Origin of the sequence: Xenorhabdus lircayensis, assembly GCF_016306625.1 — a bacterium.
Taxonomy (GTDB): Bacteria; Pseudomonadota; Gammaproteobacteria; order Enterobacterales; family Enterobacteriaceae; genus Xenorhabdus; species Xenorhabdus lircayensis.
Genome location: NZ_JACOII010000063.1, coordinates 1 through 17,943, shown reverse-complemented (window position 1 = coordinate 17,943; position 17,943 = coordinate 1). Strand labels below are relative to the sequence as shown.

15 protein-coding genes, 1 pseudogene and 1 other annotated feature are annotated in these 17,943 nt (G+C 43.6%); of the genes and pseudogenes, 9 read left to right on the top strand and 7 right to left on the bottom strand.

Annotated features, from left to right (window positions below; translation table 11 throughout):
- Positions 1–68: 68 nt before the first annotated feature.
- Positions 69–1,043, bottom strand: a complete 975-nt coding sequence (gene cysB, locus H8A87_RS17360; RefSeq protein WP_198691179.1) for an HTH-type transcriptional regulator CysB — start codon at positions 1,041–1,043, stop codon at positions 69–71.
- Positions 1,044–1,404: 361 nt separating this feature from the next.
- Complete coding sequence (gene topA / locus H8A87_RS17355) at positions 1,405–4,002, bottom strand: type I DNA topoisomerase (protein WP_198691178.1); 2,598 nt, start codon at positions 4,000–4,002, stop codon at positions 1,405–1,407.
- A gap of 307 nt (positions 4,003–4,309) precedes the next feature.
- On the opposite strand from topA, the gene H8A87_RS17350 reads away from it, so the two are divergent.
- Positions 4,310–4,561, top strand: a complete 252-nt coding sequence (locus H8A87_RS17350; RefSeq protein ID WP_198691177.1) for a YciN family protein — start codon at positions 4,310–4,312, stop codon at positions 4,559–4,561.
- Positions 4,562–4,777: 216 nt separating this feature from the next.
- On the opposite strand, the gene sohB is transcribed toward H8A87_RS17350, so the two are convergent.
- A complete protein-coding gene (gene sohB, locus H8A87_RS17345; RefSeq protein ID WP_198691176.1) occupies positions 4,778–5,824 on the bottom strand; it encodes a protease SohB in 1,047 nt (348 codons plus the stop codon).
- Positions 5,825–6,049: 225 nt separating this feature from the next.
- Here sohB and H8A87_RS17340 point away from each other — a divergent pair, with 225 nt between their 5' ends.
- Complete coding sequence (locus H8A87_RS17340) at positions 6,050–6,814, top strand: YciK family oxidoreductase (RefSeq protein ID WP_198691175.1); 765 nt, start codon at positions 6,050–6,052, stop codon at positions 6,812–6,814.
- Positions 6,814–7,410 (top strand): cob(I)yrinic acid a,c-diamide adenosyltransferase, encoded by a 597-nt coding sequence (cobO, locus tag H8A87_RS17335; protein WP_198691174.1) that lies wholly within the window; start codon positions 6,814–6,816, stop codon positions 7,408–7,410. Before H8A87_RS17340 ends, cobO begins: the two co-directional genes overlap by 1 nt.
- A 65-nt stretch (positions 7,411–7,475) precedes the next feature.
- Here cobO and rluB read toward each other — a convergent pair whose 3' ends face one another.
- The 3 genes from rluB to rnm all read right to left on the bottom strand — a co-directional run bounded on the left by rluB (position 7,476) and on the right by rnm (position 9,974).
- Positions 7,476–8,399, bottom strand: coding sequence for a 23S rRNA pseudouridine(2605) synthase RluB (gene rluB, locus H8A87_RS17330; RefSeq protein ID WP_198691173.1), 924 nt, complete (start codon positions 8,397–8,399; stop codon positions 7,476–7,478).
- A 65-nt stretch (positions 8,400–8,464) separates the two neighbouring features.
- On the bottom strand, positions 8,465–9,085 hold the full coding sequence (locus tag H8A87_RS17325) for an L-threonylcarbamoyladenylate synthase (protein WP_198691172.1): 621 nt from the start codon (positions 9,083–9,085) through the stop codon (positions 8,465–8,467).
- Between the two features lie 28 nt (positions 9,086–9,113).
- Positions 9,114–9,974, bottom strand: a complete 861-nt coding sequence (gene rnm / locus H8A87_RS17320) for an RNase RNM (protein WP_198691171.1) — start codon at positions 9,972–9,974, stop codon at positions 9,114–9,116.
- Between the two features lie 755 nt (positions 9,975–10,729).
- Positions 10,730–10,830: a sequence feature (Trp leader region), on the top strand.
- A 55-nt stretch (positions 10,831–10,885) separates the two neighbouring features.
- On the opposite strand from rnm, the gene H8A87_RS17315 reads away from it, so the two are divergent.
- From H8A87_RS17315 to trpA, 6 genes are all read left to right on the top strand, one after another.
- Complete coding sequence (locus H8A87_RS17315; RefSeq protein WP_198691170.1) at positions 10,886–12,445, top strand: anthranilate synthase component 1; 1,560 nt, start codon at positions 10,886–10,888, stop codon at positions 12,443–12,445.
- Entirely contained in the window at positions 12,445–13,023 is a 579-nt protein-coding gene (locus H8A87_RS17310) for a glutamine amidotransferase-related protein (protein ID WP_198691169.1), read from the top strand. The genes H8A87_RS17315 and H8A87_RS17310 overlap by 1 nt, the downstream gene beginning before the upstream one ends.
- A gap of 85 nt (positions 13,024–13,108) precedes the next feature.
- Positions 13,109–14,107: an anthranilate phosphoribosyltransferase gene (gene trpD / locus H8A87_RS17305; RefSeq protein ID WP_198691168.1), complete on the top strand. Its 999-nt coding sequence runs from the start codon at positions 13,109–13,111 to the stop codon at positions 14,105–14,107.
- Between the two features lie 2 nt (positions 14,108–14,109).
- Positions 14,110–15,474 (top strand): bifunctional indole-3-glycerol-phosphate synthase TrpC/phosphoribosylanthranilate isomerase TrpF, encoded by a 1,365-nt coding sequence (gene trpCF / locus H8A87_RS17300; RefSeq protein WP_198691167.1) that lies wholly within the window; start codon positions 14,110–14,112, stop codon positions 15,472–15,474.
- A 31-nt stretch (positions 15,475–15,505) separates the two neighbouring features.
- Positions 15,506–16,696, top strand: a complete 1,191-nt coding sequence (trpB, locus tag H8A87_RS17295; protein ID WP_198691166.1) for a tryptophan synthase subunit beta — start codon at positions 15,506–15,508, stop codon at positions 16,694–16,696.
- Complete coding sequence (gene trpA, locus H8A87_RS17290) at positions 16,696–17,502, top strand: tryptophan synthase subunit alpha (protein WP_198691165.1); 807 nt, start codon at positions 16,696–16,698, stop codon at positions 17,500–17,502. Before trpB ends, trpA begins: the two co-directional genes overlap by 1 nt.
- Before the next feature lie 251 nt (positions 17,503–17,753).
- Here trpA and H8A87_RS17285 read toward each other — a convergent pair.
- Positions 17,754–17,924 (bottom strand): annotated as a pseudogene (locus tag H8A87_RS17285) (OmpW family outer membrane protein); the annotation flags it as partial.
- Positions 17,925–17,943: the final 19 nt, after the last annotated feature.

Sequence of the window (17,943 nt, the reverse complement as noted above, 5' to 3'; positions counted from 1 at the left end):
AAGAAGATAAAGATCAACCACCTCCCTACTTCTAGGAAGGTGGTCAAATCTTATTAATACCATCTTCTTTATACTATCGGTAATTCAATATCTTTAAACATTTCTTCAATTTCGTCATTGGCTCGCAATGCAATGGCTTTATCCACAACATCACGCGTCAAATGCGGAGCAAAACGCCAAATAAAATCATACATATAACTGCGTAAAAAACTACTACGCCGGAAGCCAATCTTCGTTGTGCTATAACTGAATTTATCGCGCATATCAATACGCACCAGATCACTGTCCTGAACAGGCTCAACAGCCATACTGGCAATCACACCGACTCCCAGCCCTAACCGCACATAAGTCTTAATCACATCAGCATCTGTCGCTGTGAATACAATTTTAGGTTTCAGGCCTGCCCGGTCAAAAGCAACATCCAGTTCAGAACGCCCGGTAAAGCCAAAGGTGTAGGTTACAATCGGGTATTCTGCCAATTCTTCAATCGTCACATTCTGTCTATTGGCAAGAGGATGATCATTCTTCACCACAACAGAACGATTCCAATGATAACAAGGCAGCATGATCAGATCGCTATAAAGATGAAGCGCTTCTGTTGCTATCGCAAAGTCACTATTTCCTTTGCATACCTCTTCCGCAATCTGCGTTGGTGAGCCTTGATGCATGTGCAGCGATACGTTGGGGTAACGCTCAATAAAGCCTTTAATAACGGGAGGCAGAGCATATCTTGCCTGTGTATGGGTAGTAGCGATATATAAAGAGCCGCGATCGGGGTAGGTGTGTTCACTGGCAACAGAACGAATTGAATCGATTTTTGACAGAACCTCACGTGAAATACGGACAATTTCTTCACCAGCCGGAGTCACATGCGTCAGATGTTTGCCACTACGGGCAAATATTTGAATCCCCAACTCATCTTCAAGCATTCTGACTTGTTTGCTGATCCCTGGTTGAGAGGTATACAATCCTTCTGCTGTAGAAGATACATTCAGATTGTGATTAACCACCTCTACAATGTAACGCAATTGCTGTAGTTTCATTTCAGCACTGTCCCTAATAATCAAATGTACGAATGTTTTGTAGTTTAATTAACGTCTATATTGCTAATGGTTATTCACTTATAACCATATAGAATATCTATCTGTAAGTATATAACCACTATAACACCTGCTATATATTTATATAACAAATAATTAGGTTGAGTAACTATTATCAAACGTTTGTTGCAGATATATTATGTTTTGATTTTGTTGAAATACAAAAAAAAGTCAGCCCTATGGACTGACTTTTTAGAAATAAAAGTTACATTTTTAGCAAAAAAAGAAATATCTATCTGAATATATTTCAATAAATTATAGCCAATAAATGACGGTATAATGCACTAATTAATCATCGAAACTATTATTTCTCTTTCACTACCCAAGCACCCTCAACAAAAAATGCTGTCCACCCAGTAGCCTTGCCATCTTTTTCCGAAGAAACGTATTGCTGCTTGGTCTTACGGCTAAAACGCACAACTGTTTTATGCCCCTCAGGATCAACAACAGGCGCTTTAGCCAAGTAACACAATTTCTCCGGTAAGCGGTCTTTAAACCGAACAAGTTCTTCAACCAATGGTGCACGCGTTTCACGTGATTTAGGAAAGGTGTTGGCTGCTAAAAATACGCCGGCTGCACCATCACGCAGGACAAAGTAGGCATCCGATTTTTCACATTCCAGTTCAGGTAATGGAACCGGATCTTCTTTCGGTGGTGCAACTTCCCCACTACGCAAAATCTTACGGGTGTTTTTGCACACCTCATTTGTACAGCCCATATACTTACCGAAACGCCCCATTTTCAGGTGCATTTCTGAACCACATTTATCACACTCAACGATAGGGCCATCATAACCCTTGATGCGAAATTCACCCTCTTCGACTTCATAACCATCACACGCTGGATTATTACCACATACATGTAATTTACGCTGGTTATCAATCAAATAGCTGTCCATCGCTGTACCACATTTTTTACAACGACGACGAGCACGCAACGCATTGGTTTCTGCATCATCCCCTTCCAGAATATTCAAAATTTCATTTTCTGGGATTAGGTTAATCGTCTGCTTGCATCGCTCTTTAGGTGATAAAGCATAACCAGAACAGCCAAGAAAAACACCCGTTGTCGCGGTACGAATTCCCATTGGACGGCTACAAGTCGGACACTCAATCGAGGTGATCACCATCGGATTTGGGCGCATTCCGCCTTCATCGGGATCTTTGCTGGCAACATCAAGCTGATCACTGAAGTTGGAGAAAAATTCGTCCAACACCCCTTTCCAATTCACTTCATTATTGGCAACGTGATCAAGCTGGTCTTCCATTCTTGCAGTAAAGTCATAACTCATCAATTCGTTGAAATTTTCTTCCAAACGATCATTGACAATTTCACCCATTTTTTCCGCATAGAATCGACGGTTCTCAACCCGAACATAACCCCGATCCTGAATGGTTGAAATAATCGATGCATAAGTCGATGGGCGACCAATTCCGCGCTTTTCCAGCTCCTTGACCAGTGATGCTTCACTGAAACGCGCAGGTGGTTTTGTAAAGTGCTGGCTTGGAAGCAACTGCTGCAAATCAAGTTCTGTATCCACTTCAACCACTGGCAAGGTGTTATCTTCGTCCCCTTTGCGCAATGCTGGCATCACTTTCGTCCAACCATCAAAACGCAGAATACGGCCTTTAGCACGCAGCGCAAAATCGCCTGCTTGGACGGTCAGCGTCGTAGAATCATATTTTGCAGGCATCATCTGGCAAGCAATGAACTGACGCCAGATAAGCTGATACAATCTTTGTGCATCAGCTTCCATATCTTTCAGTTCTTCAGCCATGACATCGACATTAGAAGGTCGAATCGCTTCATGGGCTTCCTGAGAATTGTCCTTACTACTGTAGACATTGGCACTTTTCGGTAAGTAATTGTCACCAAAATGGTTACTGATATAACCACGAACCATATCCAGAGCATCCTGACTCAGATTAGTCGAATCAGTACGCATATAAGTAATGTGGCCCGCCTCATATAGACGTTGCGCCATCATCATGGTTTTCTTGACCCCAAACCCAAGCCGGGTACTCGCTGCCTGTTGCAATGTTGAGGTAATGAACGGAGCACCCGGTTTACTGGACGTTGGACGATCTTCACGATCAATCACTTTGTATCTTGCTTTCTCAAGCAGAGATACTGCTGCCTGCGTTTGTTGGGCATTTACTGGCTTGAATGGTTTTCCCTTTTCATGAGTCACTTCCATATGGAGAGCAATGTCTCCCTTAGCCACTAAATCCGCGTGCAGTTGCCAATACTCTTCCGGCACAAATGCCTTGATTTCACGCTCTCGCTCGACCACAAGACGAACCGCAACGGATTGAACCCGCCCAGCGGACAATCCTCTGGCCACTTTTTTCCACAACAGCGGTGAAACCATATAGCCCACAACGCGATCCATAAAACGGCGCGCTTGCTGGGCATTAACACGGTCAATATTCAATTCACCCGGTTTATCAAAAGCCTGAGTGATTGCATTCTTGGTAATTTCGTTGAACACGACCCGACTGAAACGCGTATCATCCCCACCAATCATTTCCCGCAAGTGCCATGCAATGGCTTCCCCTTCGCGGTCAAGGTCCGTTGCGAGGTAGATATGTTCAGCTTTTTCAGCCAACGATTTCAACTCTGCGACAACTTTTTCCTTGCCCGGCAAAATTTGGTAGTTCGCCTCCCAATCATGATAGGGATCGACACCCATGCGACTTATCAGCGCTGTTTTCTCATCCTTTTTTACTTTCTTTTTATTCTTATCGGTAGATGAGTTTGAACTCTTTTGACTCGCTGCTCCACTCGTCGGCAAATCACGGATATGACCTACACTGGATTTCACAACGTAGTCATTCCCCAGATATTTATTGATTGTTTTGGCTTTTGCCGGGGACTCCACTATAACAAGAGCTTTAGCCATAGTTACCTTTACCTAATTATCTTCTTTTCAGATGGCGAAAATCACGGCGTTATGTTGCGATATATAAAATAAAATCTCTTTTTATATTGCGATAGATTTGCAAGATATCAACTAATTTTTATCTTGTACTTTTGCCTAAGCGCAAAACTCTTTGAAATATTTAAGGTATTTTATATACCAACACAGGCCATGCAATTGTATGATTTAACAGTTGTAAACAAAATCTTCCATCTGCATGACGAAAAGCCCACACTCTACCTGATAAAAAACGATGCGCAACAACTTATTTCTTGAAGGAGCACAATAGATGCAAACTAAAACAATGCCCATCAAGCGGGAACAGTTACTCAAAAAAGCAAATGAAATCATTAAGACCCACGGAGATTTTATACAAGGAATGTATGCAGAGAGTGTAGAACAAAAAGGTGAGGTATTCGTATTCAGAGGTGAATACTTTCTGGATGAGTGCGGATTACCTACCGCAAAAAGTACCGCTGTGTTTAATATGTTTAAACATTTAGCACATATATTGTCCGAAAAGTATCATTTAGTAGATTAACAATCAAATCAAGCCATTCCTGATAAGTTAACAATAATTATGCGGGTAATAAAGGAGATAACAAAACCTCTCTATATTACCCGCATTATGTCTGCAATGATTTTAACAACTCATTTCAACAACTGTTTTAAACGGGTCTAACGCAACATGGTCTTATCGCTTGTCGTCATGTGCAGGCCATCATAACTATTCACACTGTTATAGCTATTCAAACTGTTATAACAGTGGCTTCTCGCCCCTTTGCCACCAACGCATAAACAATTTATCAACATTTTCCATTGCACTGCCCATGAAACGCTCTACCACACGTTTACGACGGGAATAATTAACCCCAATGACTTCACAGTGTTCGATTTGTTCAATCAGAAAATCATCGCTGACACCTACTTCATCAATCAGCCCGTTCTCTTTTGCCTGTGTGCCATACCAATATTCACCTGTCGCCACTTCCTCCACATCCAAAGATGGGCGGTGCTGATGGATAAATGATTTAAATAATTTATGCGTCTCGTTCAGATCTTCCTGAAACTTCTGCCTTCCCTGTTCAGTATTTTCGCCGAGAACCGTCAAGGTACGCTTGTACTCACCAGCAGTATGAAGTTCTACATCAATATCATTTTTCTTTAACAATCGGTGGATATTTGGCAATTGAGCCACAACTCCGATCGAACCAATGATGGCAAAAGGTGCAGCGATGATGCGATCAGCTACACAAGCCATCATGTAACCACCGCTTGCAGCCACTTTATCCACAGCAATCGTCAGGCGTATTCCTTTCTGTCGTAAACGAGCCAATTGAGATGCTGCCAGCCCATAGCCATGAACCACTCCCCCAGGGCTTTCCAGACGCAGTAAAACTTCATCTTTTTTATCTGCAACAGCCAGTACAGCACTGATCTCTTCGCGGAGGGAATCAACCTCATGGGCATCCATGCTACCTTTGAAATCCAAGACATAAAGACTCGGTTTCTGTAAACCTTTCTGCCCTGTTTTCGCTGCCGATTTTTTCTGCTTCGCATCACTTTTTTGCTGTTTTTTTAATGCCTTTTGCCAGATTTTTTGTTCTGCTTCACCCATTCGAGCCTGCTGCATCTGACGCTGTTTTTCCTTGTAAGACTCACCAAGATTAGTCAGCCTCAATTCCCCTTTGTGCATTGTTTTACGTACACCTAATCCGATACAAAATACCGCCAGAACAACGACTGCTAATACTACCGTAAGCACTTTAGCTAAGAACAATCCGTATAGAGACAAATATTCCACAGATCCACCTTTATCAATTTATGATGAACAATATGTTTCATTCTAACTAAAAACCAAAGGCCCTGCTCTAACAGTTTACTTAACCTTATTTCAATTAAAGCTCTACTCTTCGACTAATTGGGGTAAATTTGACGGCGGCCTCAAGTTTTGTTCTGATGATAACCCGCATGTGCCATCCTGAAATGGCAAATAACAGATTTACCCGAAACACAGGAAGATTGTCTGATGTTCGATTACCAACCCAATAATGATCTGCTGCAACAAAAAATTGTTTTAGTCACTGGTGCTGGCGATGGCATTGGGCGCGAAGCCGCGCTGACTTATGCCCGCCATGGTGCGCAGGTTATTTTGCTGGGACGCACTACTGCAAAACTGGAAGCAGTCAAACAGCAAATTGAAAACGATGGCGGATTACCAGCTGACATTTATACAATGGATCTTCTGACCGTAACTGCCGAAGAATGCCAAACTTTTGCCAAGGAACTGGCACAGCGTTATTCCCATCTGGATGGCGTTTTACACAACGCAGGGCTTCTTGGCGTTGTCGCGCCTATCATCGAGCAACCTACCCAGATTTGGCATAAAGTCATGCAAGTGAATGTCAATGCCACTTTTATGCTGACTCAAGCGTTGATTCCTCTGCTATTGAAATCCACCAGCGGTTCTTTGGTCTTTACCAGTTCTAGTGTCGGCCGTGAAGGCAGAAGTGGCTGGGGAGCATATTCTGTTTCCAAATTTGCCACAGAAGGTTTTATGCAGGTTTTGACTCAGGAATATCAGGATACTTCTCTGCGCATTAACTGTATTAATCCTGGCGGCACTCGTACCAGTATGCGAGCCAGTGCATGTCCTGATGAAAATTCAGCTAACTTAAAGACACCGACAGATATTATGCCTGCCTATCTTTATGTGATGGGCAATGACAGCCGAAATGATTCCGGCATCAGTTTTGATGCTCAACCCGGTCGAAAAGCGGGGCCTGCCGAATAATGACCAGAGATAACAGCCAGTACCAAAAAAGGCAACAACGCCTGAAAGAAAAAGTCGATGCCCGTATTGAAGCAGCACAGCAAGAACGGGGGATCGTCATCGTATTCACCGGAAACGGAAAAGGAAAAACCACCGCTGCATTTGGTACTGTCACCCGTGCGATCGGGCATGGTCAGCGTACTGGCGTTATCCAATTCATCAAAGGAACATGGGAAAGTGGTGAAAGAGACCTGCTGACACAGCATGGTGTCGAATTTCATGTGATGGCAACAGGTTTCACATGGGAGACACAAAACCGTGAATCAGACACCACAGCTTGCCAATCGGCGTGGAACCATGCTTTGACGATGTTATCTGATCCTTCATTGCATCTTGTGGTGCTGGATGAATTAACCTATATGGTCAGCTACGGCTATCTGGATCTTACCGATGTACTTACCGCACTCAAGCAGCGTCCTTCACACCAAAGTGTGATTATCACTGGGCGGGGATGCCACCGAGAATTGCTGGAATATGCAGATACAATTACGGAAATGCGTCCGGTAAAACATGCTTTTGATGCCGGAATCAAAGCACAGAAAGGCATTGATTGGTAAACCAAATCCGCTGTTTCAATATAGGCATAAATGCTGATATAAACTGAAACAGCGGCTTGAGAACGTTAACGGCCTTTAGGCGTCGTTTTTTTCCCTGCATTCTGACGAGAGCTGCTTGCAGGGCGTTTCCCCGATGGGCGGGATGCAACCTGAGCATGTCGTTTTACTGCACGGCGGATCTGGTTAGCTTTAATGCGACGTTGATCACGCTCAACAGCCACTTTGGTGACAACTTCTTCACTCAAACCAACCAGCTCGCGTAAATAGTTAGTCTGTTCCAGTCCCAACTCAGTCCAACCACCACGCGGCAAACCTTTCGGCAAATTAATATCACCATAACGTACACGGATCAGACGGCTGACCTGTACACCAACAGATTCCCACAACCGTCTAACTTCACGGTTACGACCTTCCGTCAATGTGACGTTGTACCATTGGTTAATACCTTCCCCACCTTTAAAAGCAATGGTTTTGAATGAAGCGGAACCATCTTCCAATTGGACGCCTTGCGTCAATTGACGGAGTTTCGCATTATCCACTTCACCGAAAACACGAACAGCATATTCACGTTCTACTTCTCTGCTTGGATGCATCAGACGGTTTGCCAACTCGCCATCCGTTGTAAACAGTAGTAACCCGCAGGTATTGATATCTAGACGCCCTACCGCAACCCAGCGTGCGCCCTGCATTTTTGGCAGACGATCAAACACAGTCGGACGGCCTTCTGGATCGTGACGGGTACACAATTCGCCTTCAGGCTTATAATACGCCAGAACACGGCAAACTGTTTTCTGTGGCTCTTTGATATTTAAGATTCGTCCATCCAGACGGACTTTTATTGAGAGCTTAACTTCAATTCGATCACCCAACGTTGCAGTCTTGCCATCAATACTAATGCGCCCTTGTTGGATATACCCCTCAATTTCGCGACGGGAACCATGACCAGAACGCGCGAGAACTTTTTGTAACTTTTCTGTTTTATCGCTCATTGAGCAACCTCTGTTGTCGCCTTCACAGGCGTCGTATCATTAAATAAAAAATTGAATCGGACACCTTATAAAAAAGGTGTTACATCACCTTCACCTTCGCGAAGAATTACTGGTGAATCCCCAGTTAAATCCACTACCGTTGTCGGTTGCTGCCCAAGATAACCACCGTGAATAATTAAATCAACTTGTTTACCCAAAGTATCCTTAATCTCTTCTGGATCGGACTCGGCAAAATCATTTTCGGGTAAAATCAAACTACATGACATCAGTGGTTCACGCATTTTTTCCAGTAACGCCAACGCGATAGGATTGGAAGGAACACGCAGACCAATAGTTTTACGTTTTTCGTTCATCAAGCGGCGGGGTACTTCTTTTGTCGCCTGTAAAATAAAGGTGTAGTTGCCCGGCGTATTATTTTTGATCAACCTGAATGCCTGATTATCCACATGAGCATAAGTCGAGATCTCGGAAAGGTCACGACACATCAGCGTAAAGTTGTGGCGCCCTTCCAATTGACGAATACGGCATATGCGGGTCATAGCATCCTTATTTTCAAGACAACAACCAATAGCGTACCCTGAATCAGTAGGATAAATGACAACCCCACCCTTTTTCAGCATTTCCACACTTTGGTCAATAAGACGAGTTTGTGGATTGTCAGGATGGATATAAAAAAACTGGCTCATAACGATAACCTCTACTTCTATGCAGTCCCTAGCGTGACCAGTCGTGCCATATCGGTACAACATCACCGGGTAACCACAAATTGCGCCCAAGTTCTATCCATGAACAAGGTTGGTGAAAATCCGATCCTAATGATACTTTCAACCCATGCTCTCTTGCTAGTTGACCTAGCTGTTGCCTTTCATTAGGTGCTTGCTGGCACTGTGCAACTTCCATTGCATCACCGCCATGTTGTTTAAACCAGGCTATTAACCGTTTTAGCCATTTCATTGACAAATCATACCTGCCCGGATGGGCAATCACAGCCTGTCCACCTGCTCGGTGAATGGTTTCAACAGCCTGCTCAATTGTACACCATTGAGCAGGAACATAACCGATTTTCCCTTTCGCCAGATATTTTTTGAACACTTTTGGGATCGTCGGTTCGACACCTGCCTCTATCAGATAACGGGCAAAATGCCCGCGAGTAACCTGCCCACCATTGGCAAGCCGGGATGCACCTTCCCAAGCATCGGGAATGCCGGCTTTAGCTAATCGCTGCCCAATTTCAATACCACGCTGATTTCTTAAATCAACCTGATTAGACAGAAACTTTCTTAATGGAATAGAATTGATATCAATATGTAAGCCAACAATGTGGATTTCAAAACTTTCCCATAACGTTGAAATCTCAGCGCCAGGCACTAACGTTAATGGCAGATTATTCTGCTGGATATGGTTTAAGGCTGGTGGAATACCATCCGTCGTATCATGATCGGTGATTGCCAGTACATCAATGCCCATGGAAATGGCTCTATCCACGAGTTGTTCCGGTGATAAAACCCCATCTGAAGCAGTTGTATGGCTATGCAGGTCATAGCGCTTTGTCATTTCACTGGTAGCTTCAGTCATTGTTTTGTACCTGTTTTGTTGGATGTGAAACAAGAAAACTATCTATCAAGTGCTGCTATCAAGCACAAAGTGGCAATAATAACATAGGAGATGGGATTGAAGGAGGGTGATTATTAGTTGACTCTATTCTTTAGAAAAACGTAATGCGGCTGTCATTTCAGCCGCACATTAAACGTTAACAATACATTAATTTTTTCATCTATAAATAAAAAATGAAATACTCACTTCATATAGTGTCTATAATAAAAAAACAGGGTGCATAATTTTATTTTTCCTATACCCACAATGATAACCCTCAATTAAAAAATTGATATTATCATGAAAATCAAAATGACAATTTAAGTCACACTAAGTGCATTAAAATATTAAAACAGATTTTTAATTGGTTTGTTATTATAAAAAAATAACTTCAATTGATATAATCATATGACATGAAAAATAAAAATTTAAAAAATGCGCCAACATATCCAAAATAAAGTCTTGGTTTTTTATAAAAAAATTAACTCATTAGCATTATTTTTGAATGGGTTTGACTATACTACGGCGATAGATGTATTACCCAATAGGTTTCAGGTAGCCGTTTTCCCAATTTATCCCCTCACCTTATCTCATTTCTAAAGACATCAAAAAAAGCATTGACAAGTGAACATCGATCCAGTTTACTAGTACGAAGGTTAGGTGGAATTCTTTACCAAAATGCCATTCAGCAAATGAGGCACTCAAAGATGATCGTATTTATGCAAACTATGCAAGTAAGACGTTGGTGGCACAATTTCCCATTCAGGGCGGTTGGCTTACGTACATAAGTACAGATACGCAAGTGCCAAAACCCGCCCTAAAAAGCGGGTTTTTTTATAACTGTTTTTTACACCGAAAATTTTTGTGGATGAAAATAGTAATGGGGTATGAACATGACTGGGAAAGAATTTAATATCTCTATAAATCATATGGATACTGTTTACAAAACAGATCCAACACTGCTTTTCCATCAACTTTGTAGTAATCGTCCAGCAACGTTATTGCTGGAGTCTGCTGAAATTAACAGTAAAAAGAATCTCAAAAGTACCTTAATCATTGATAGTGCCTTGCGTATTACGGCCAATGAACGGCAAGTCACTTTTGAGGCACTCACTGAAAATGGCCAAAATCTGCTTCCCATACTTGCTAATTTGCTCTCAGAAAAAGCCTTGTTGAGTGTGGAATCACAGGTTATTCGAGCGCAATTTCCTGCGGCTGGACACAATTTGGATGAAGATAGCCGGCTAAAAGCTGATTCAGTTTTCGACGCATTACGGGCTCTGGTAGCATTGGCATTCTTCTCAGAATCACCCGATGCCATTTTCGTTGGTGGATTGTTTGCTTACGATTTAGTAGCCGGATTTGAACTACTGCCCACAGTAAAAAACCATCAGCAATGCCCTGATTTCTGTTTTTATCTCGCCGAAACATTATTGGTGTTGGATCATCAAAATGAGCATTCATTTCTGCAAACTTCACTGTTTGGCGAATCCGACTCAGAAAGACAGCGCCTTAAAGAACGTTTAGTAACATTATCTTCAGCCATTTCAGAACCGCTTCAGCCACTCCTGCCTGTCGTATTGCCTGACATCACTATTGACTGCAACCAAAGTGATGAGCAATACGCTAATATTGTGCGGAGATTACAGCAATCTGTCCGCCAAGGGGATGTCTTTCAGGTGGTTCCATCACGACGTTTTACTTTGCCATGCCCTTCTCCACTGAACGCTTACCATGTATTGAAAAAACAAAATCCAAGCCCTTATATGTTTTTTATGCAAGATCAAGATTTTTGCCTGTTCGGAGCCTCACCGGAAAGCGCACTTAAATATGATGCCAGCAATCGCCAGATAGAAATCTATCCTATAGCCGGTACGCGTCCACGCGGACGTAATGCCAACGGAGAACTGGACGCCGATCTCGATAGCCGAATTGAGCTGGAAATGCGCACCGATGCTAAGGAAATGTCTGAGCATGTGATGCTGGTTGATCTGGCTCGCAATGATTTGGCTCGTATTTGTGAGGCGGGCAGTCGATATGTGGCCGATTTAACTAAAGTTGATCGCTATTCGTTTGTTATGCACCTCGTTTCCCGCGTTGTCGGCACACTCCACCATGATTTGGATATCTTCCATGCCTATCAAGCCTGTATGAATATGGGCACATTGACGGGAGCACCTAAAGTTCGGGCCATGCAACTCATCGCTGAACATGAAGGTGAACAACGTGGCAGTTATGGCGGAGCTGTAGGTTATTTCACTGGCAAGGGAGATTTTGATACCTGCATTGTGATTCGTTCCGCCTATGTAGAAAGCGGCCAAGCCGCAGTTCAAGTCGGAGCTGGTGTTGTGTTGGACTCGATTCCCCAATCAGAAGTGGATGAAACTCACAGTAAAGCCAGGGCCGTTATTCGCGCTATTGCCCAAGCGCACCATGTGGAGGTAACATTTTGATGGCTGAAATTCTTCTGCTCGATAATGTTGATTCCTTCGCATATAACCTCGTGGATCAACTGCGTACCCATGGTCATCATGTCGTTATTTATCGCAATACGGTGTCAGTAGCCATCATCATTGCCAAACTCGACGAAATGGAATCACCACTTTTGATGTTATCACCCGGCCCCGGGAAACCATCAGATGCCGGCTGTATGCCTGAATTACTCAAGCAGGTGATAGGACAGATTCCGGTGATCGGCATTTGTCTTGGGCATCAAGCAATTATTGAAGCCTATGGAGGAAAAGTCTCTGCGGCTCAAGAAATTCTGCATGGCAAAGCGACTCCAGCTACTCATGATGGGCAAGGTATGTTCTCCGGCCTGCCAAATCCCTTGCCTGTTGCTCGTTATCATTCTCTTGCGGGTGTAGGCGTTCCTGCAACGTTAACTGTTTCTGCCTCATGTGGTGATACCGTGATGGCCGTGCGCCATGATGAACACAAAGTCTGTGGGTTCCAGTTCCATCCTGAATCTATTCTGACCACGCAGGGAGCTAAGTTACTTGAGCAAACGCTGGAATGGGCTTTGAATTAATAACATTAAATTAAAGACATTGCATTAAGGGTATTGAATTTAACCGTATTGAATTTAAAGGCGCTAAATTGGAAGGAATGAGAAAATGCAGTTAATTTTTGAAAAATTATTCAGTGCCCAAACACTGACCCAGCAAGAAAGCCAGCAACTATTCACTGCCGTGATTCATGGTGAATTGAGCAATGCACAATTAGCTGCTGTATTGATTAGCCTGAAACTGCGGGGCGAACAGCCACAAGAAATTGCAGGTGCAGCCCAAGCGTTCTTGGCTAACTCATCTCCCTTCCCTCGTCCTGATTACACGTTTTGTGATATTGTCGGCACAGGTGGAGATGGCACAAATAGCATCAATATTTCGACAGCCAGCGCCTTTATTGCCGCCGCCTGTGGCCTTAAAGTGGCAAAGCACGGAAACCGCAGTATTTCCAGTCGTTCAGGCTCATCTGATTTATTGGCCGCATTTGGCATTGCATTGGATACCTGTGCCGAAGATTCACGCAATGCTCTGGATGATATTGGTGTTTGTTTCCTCTTCGCCCCCCAATATCACTGTGGATTCCGCCATGCCGTGCAGGTTCGCCAACAATTAAAAACCCGGACATTATTCAATGTACTTGGCCCATTGATCAATCCAGCCCGCCCACCTCTGTCACTCATAGGGGTTTACAGCCCTGAGTTAGTAGAACCAATAGCTTGTACCTTGCAAGTATTGGGTTATCAACGTGCTGCCGTTGTACACAGTGGAGGAATGGATGAAGTTGCTTTACATGCTCCAACCTATGTTGCAGAGCTCAATCATGGTGAAATTAGACAATACCAGTTAACAGCAACTGATTTTGGCTTACCGAGTCATCCGATATCTTCGCTACGAGGCGGAACACCAGAAGAGAATCGCGATATGTTAGCCATGTTATTGCTTGGTCGCGGGCAAAAAGCCCATACCGATACCGTAGCGGCAAATGTGGCGCTCTTGATGAAAATTCACGGACAAGAAGATCTACGGGAAAATACTCAATTAGCACTCAATACCATTTACAGCGGTCAGGCTTATGAGAAAGTGACAGCATTGGCGGCAAGGATTTAATCATGAAAACCAGCGTATTACAGAAAATTATTGATGATAAAGCGGCATATCTGATCACTCGTAAGGCAGAACAACCGCTGGAAAGTTTTATTGATGCTATCGTACCGAGTCATCGGCGTTTTTATCAGGCATTGACCCATAAGCAAACCATTTTTATTTTGGAATGCAAAAAAGCGTCCCCGTCAAAAGGGTTAATTCGCGAAGATTTCGATCCTGTTCGCATTGCTAAAACTTATCAGCCTTATGCTGCTGCAATCTCTGTCTTGACCGATGAAAAATACTTTCAGGGCAGTTATGATTTTCTCGAAATGGCCAGCTCTGCCGTACACCAACCTGTTTTATGTAAAGATTTTATCATCGATACCTATCAGGTTTACCTTGCCCGTTACTATCAAGCCGATGCTATTTTACTCATGCTTTCTGTGCTTGATGATGATACGTATCGGGCACTGTCATCACTGGCACACAGTCTTGATATGGGCGTACTGACCGAAGTCAGTAATGAAGATGAGCGGCGACGGGCAATTGCATTGGGGGCAAAAGTGATCGGCATCAACAATCGCGACCTGCGTGACCTGTCCATCGATTTAGATCGTACGCGCAAACTGGCTGCTGGTTTACCCGAAGACACTATCGTCATCAGCGAATCCGGCATCCATCAGCATCGTCAAGTGCGCGAGTTAAGCCAATTTGCCCATGGTTTTCTCATTGGCAGTGCTTTAATGGCACAGCAAAATTTAGATCTCGCTTTACGTCGTCTGATTTTGGGTGACAACAAAATTTGTGGGTTGACCCGCCCACAAGATGCCAAAATTGCTTTGCAGGTAGGCGCTGTCTATGGCGGTTTGATTTTTGCCGAAAAATCACCGCGTAAAATCAGCCTGCAAAAAGCCCAACAGATCATTAATGAAGCCTCTCTGCAATATGTTGGTGTATTTCAAAACCAACCCCTGGATTTTGTCAGTAATACCGCCCGAACGCTTTCACTCACTGCTGTTCAACTGCATGGACATGAAGATCAAAGCTACATCAATACATTGCGTTCGGTATTACCTGAACATTGTGAGATTTGGAAAGCCGTCAATATGTCTAAGGCTGCAGATTTTTCCGAAATGCCTAATGTCGATCATTTATTGCTAGATAATGGGTCAGGAGGGACAGGAAAACCGTTTGACTGGCAGTTAATCGACCCGCGTTTTCAGCATAACAGCATTTTGGCTGGTGGGCTGGATGCTGAAAACTGCCAACAAGCAGCAACATTCGGCTGTTATGGACTGGATTTTAACTCAGGGGTCGAAGTTTCTCCGGGTATCAAAAGCAGTCAAAAAATCAAACAGGTATTTCAACAATTACGTTGTTATCACTAATTTTTCATACAGAAAATGGATGAGTAGAATAATGAGTAAATTGAATCCTTATTTTGGCGATTTTGGTGGACAATTTGTTCCTCAAATCTTGATCCCTGTGCTTAATCAATTAGAAGATGCCTTTATTGATGCCCAGAACGATCATGAATTTCAGCGTACATTTCAGGACTTACTGAAAAACTACGCTGGCCGACCTACTGCCTTAACTCTGTGCCAAAACCTGACCAAAGGTACGAAAACACGCCTGTACCTGAAACGCGAAGATTTGCTCCACGGCGGTGCTCACAAAACCAATCAAGTATTGGGGCAAGCATTGCTGGCAAAACGCATGGGGAAAAACGAAATCATTGCCGAAACGGGTGCAGGTCAGCATGGTGTGGCAACTGCTTTGGCTTGTGCGCTGTTGGGGCTGAAATGCCGTATTTATATGGGGGCAAAAGATATTGAACGCCAATCCCCCAATGTCTTTCGTATGCGCCTGATGGGAGCTGAAGTTATCCCCGTTCACAGTGGTTCAGCGACTTTGAAAGATGCCTGTAACGAAGCGATGCGTGACTGGTCTGGGTGCTATGAAAAAGCTCACTACCTATTGGGAACCGCAGCGGGTCCTCACCCATATCCAACAATGGTACGAGAATTTCAGCGCATGATTGGTGAAGAAGCCAAGGCTCAAATTCTGGAAAAAGAAGGACGTCTGCCCGATGCAGTGATTGCCTGTATTGGTGGTGGATCAAATGCCATTGGTCTGTTTGCTGAGTTTATTCCAGAGAGCGAGGTTCGCCTGATCGGTGTTGAACCTGCTGGACATGGTATCGAAACCGGAGAGCATGGCGCGCCATTGAAACACGGTAAATTGGGGATTTACTTCGGCATGAAGGCCCCAATTATGCAGACGGAAGATGGGCAGATTGAAGAATCCTACTCCATCTCGGCTGGATTGGATTTTCCTTCTGTTGGCCCTCAACATGCCTATTTAAATAGCATTGGTAGAGCTGATTATGTCTCAATCACTGACGATGAAGCACTTGAAGCGTTCCAAGTGCTATCACGCAATGAAGGTATTATTCCTGCGTTGGAATCGTCTCATGCGCTGGCTTATGCCTTGAAAATGATCCATCAGGCCCCGGATAAAGAGCAGTTATTGATTGTCAATTTATCTGGCCGTGGCGACAAAGACATCTTTACCGTTCACGATATTTTAAAATCCAGGGAGGAAATCTGATGGAACGTTATAAACAACTTTTTAAGAAGCTGCAAAACCAAAATCAGGGCGCTTTTGTTCCTTTTATCACTCTAGGTGATCCTAATCCTGAACTGTCGTTGGAAATTATTGACACATTAATTTCAGGTGGGGCCGATGCGCTCGAATTAGGTATTCCATTTTCAGATCCCCTTGCCGATGGCCCAACCATCCAGAATGCCAATTTACGGGCGTTATCATCCAAAGTCACTCCTACATTGTGTTTTGCTCTGCTGGCAAAAATCCGGGTCAAATATCCTGATATTCCGATTGGCCTGCTAATCTATGCCAATCTGGTCTTTCACGATGGGATTGATGAGTTTTATCGTCGCTGCAAAGGTGCTGGTGTTGATTCTGTTCTGGTGGCGGATGTGCCGTTATCCGAATCGTCTCCTTTCCGTTCAGCCGCCATGAAATATGACATTGCCCCGATCTTTATTTGCCCCCCTAATGCAGATAACGATTTACTGCGCGAAATCGCTTCATTTGGACGTGGATATACTTATCTGCTGTCAAGAGCGGGAGTGACGGGCAGTGAAAATCGCGCTATACAACCGTTGACTCATCTTGTTGATAAACTTGAAGAGTATCATGCCGCCCCTATCCTACAAGGTTTTGGAATTTCAGAACCTGCACAAGTCACGACAGCACTCAATAGCGGTGCTAAGGGTGCGATTTCAGGTTCTGCCATCGTAAAAATTATTGAAGATAACCTGCATCAACCCAAAATCATGCAGGAAAAATTAATGGCATTTATTCATGTCATGAAGAAAGCCACACAATTATGATTTCGCTATTGTGCTCTCTCTATGATTCCACAATTCCCCCATAAAATACTTATGGGGGAATGAATAAATTAAAGAAGCAACAGCAGAAGGTACAGGGGGCAAGAGAAATTAAAGGGATTAATGCGGTATTAACTCAATCAAACTTCGGTAATACGTTAGCGGTATATGCAAAAATGGGGCTGATTATGCCCCATTGGTTCTCTCTTATGTCAAACACACTCGTAGCTTACTTCTTATCATCATTCAAACAGTTAGAAACTATAACCAACACCAAACATAAAGACCCACGGATCAAGGCGGGTTTTATATTTTTGGTCTACATCACCTGCTTTGAATCTCACGTCAGTTTCGATGTTCATCCACCAAAGCGAGGTATTCAGCATCCAGTTTTTATCCAGTTTATAATCCAAACCAACCTGCCCGGTCATGTATTAAATGGTT

What these genes read in the sequence shown, in the direction of transcription:
- cysB (WP_198691179.1), bottom strand. Translation starts at nt 1,043, where the DNA reads ATGAAACTACAGCAATTGCGTTACATTGTAGAGGTGGTTAATCACAAT.
- topA (WP_198691178.1), bottom strand. Translation starts at nt 4,002, where the DNA reads ATGGCTAAAGCTCTTGTTATAGTGGAGTCCCCGGCAAAAGCCAAAACA.
- H8A87_RS17350 (WP_198691177.1), top strand. Translation starts at nt 4,310, where the DNA reads ATGCAAACTAAAACAATGCCCATCAAGCGGGAACAGTTACTCAAAAAA.
- H8A87_RS17340 (WP_198691175.1), top strand. Translation starts at nt 6,050, where the DNA reads ATGTTCGATTACCAACCCAATAATGATCTGCTGCAACAAAAAATTGTT.
- cobO (WP_198691174.1), top strand. Translation starts at nt 6,814, where the DNA reads ATGACCAGAGATAACAGCCAGTACCAAAAAAGGCAACAACGCCTGAAA.
- rluB (WP_198691173.1), bottom strand. Translation starts at nt 8,399, where the DNA reads ATGAGCGATAAAACAGAAAAGTTACAAAAAGTTCTCGCGCGTTCTGGT.
- H8A87_RS17325 (WP_198691172.1), bottom strand. Translation starts at nt 9,085, where the DNA reads ATGAGCCAGTTTTTTTATATCCATCCTGACAATCCACAAACTCGTCTT.
- rnm (WP_198691171.1), bottom strand. Translation starts at nt 9,974, where the DNA reads ATGACTGAAGCTACCAGTGAAATGACAAAGCGCTATGACCTGCATAGC.
- H8A87_RS17315 (WP_198691170.1), top strand. Translation starts at nt 10,886, where the DNA reads ATGACTGGGAAAGAATTTAATATCTCTATAAATCATATGGATACTGTT.
- H8A87_RS17310 (WP_198691169.1), top strand. Translation starts at nt 12,445, where the DNA reads ATGGCTGAAATTCTTCTGCTCGATAATGTTGATTCCTTCGCATATAAC.
- trpD (WP_198691168.1), top strand. Translation starts at nt 13,109, where the DNA reads ATGCAGTTAATTTTTGAAAAATTATTCAGTGCCCAAACACTGACCCAG.
- trpCF (WP_198691167.1), top strand. Translation starts at nt 14,110, where the DNA reads ATGAAAACCAGCGTATTACAGAAAATTATTGATGATAAAGCGGCATAT.
- trpB (WP_198691166.1), top strand. Translation starts at nt 15,506, where the DNA reads ATGAGTAAATTGAATCCTTATTTTGGCGATTTTGGTGGACAATTTGTT.
- trpA (WP_198691165.1), top strand. Translation starts at nt 16,696, where the DNA reads ATGGAACGTTATAAACAACTTTTTAAGAAGCTGCAAAACCAAAATCAG.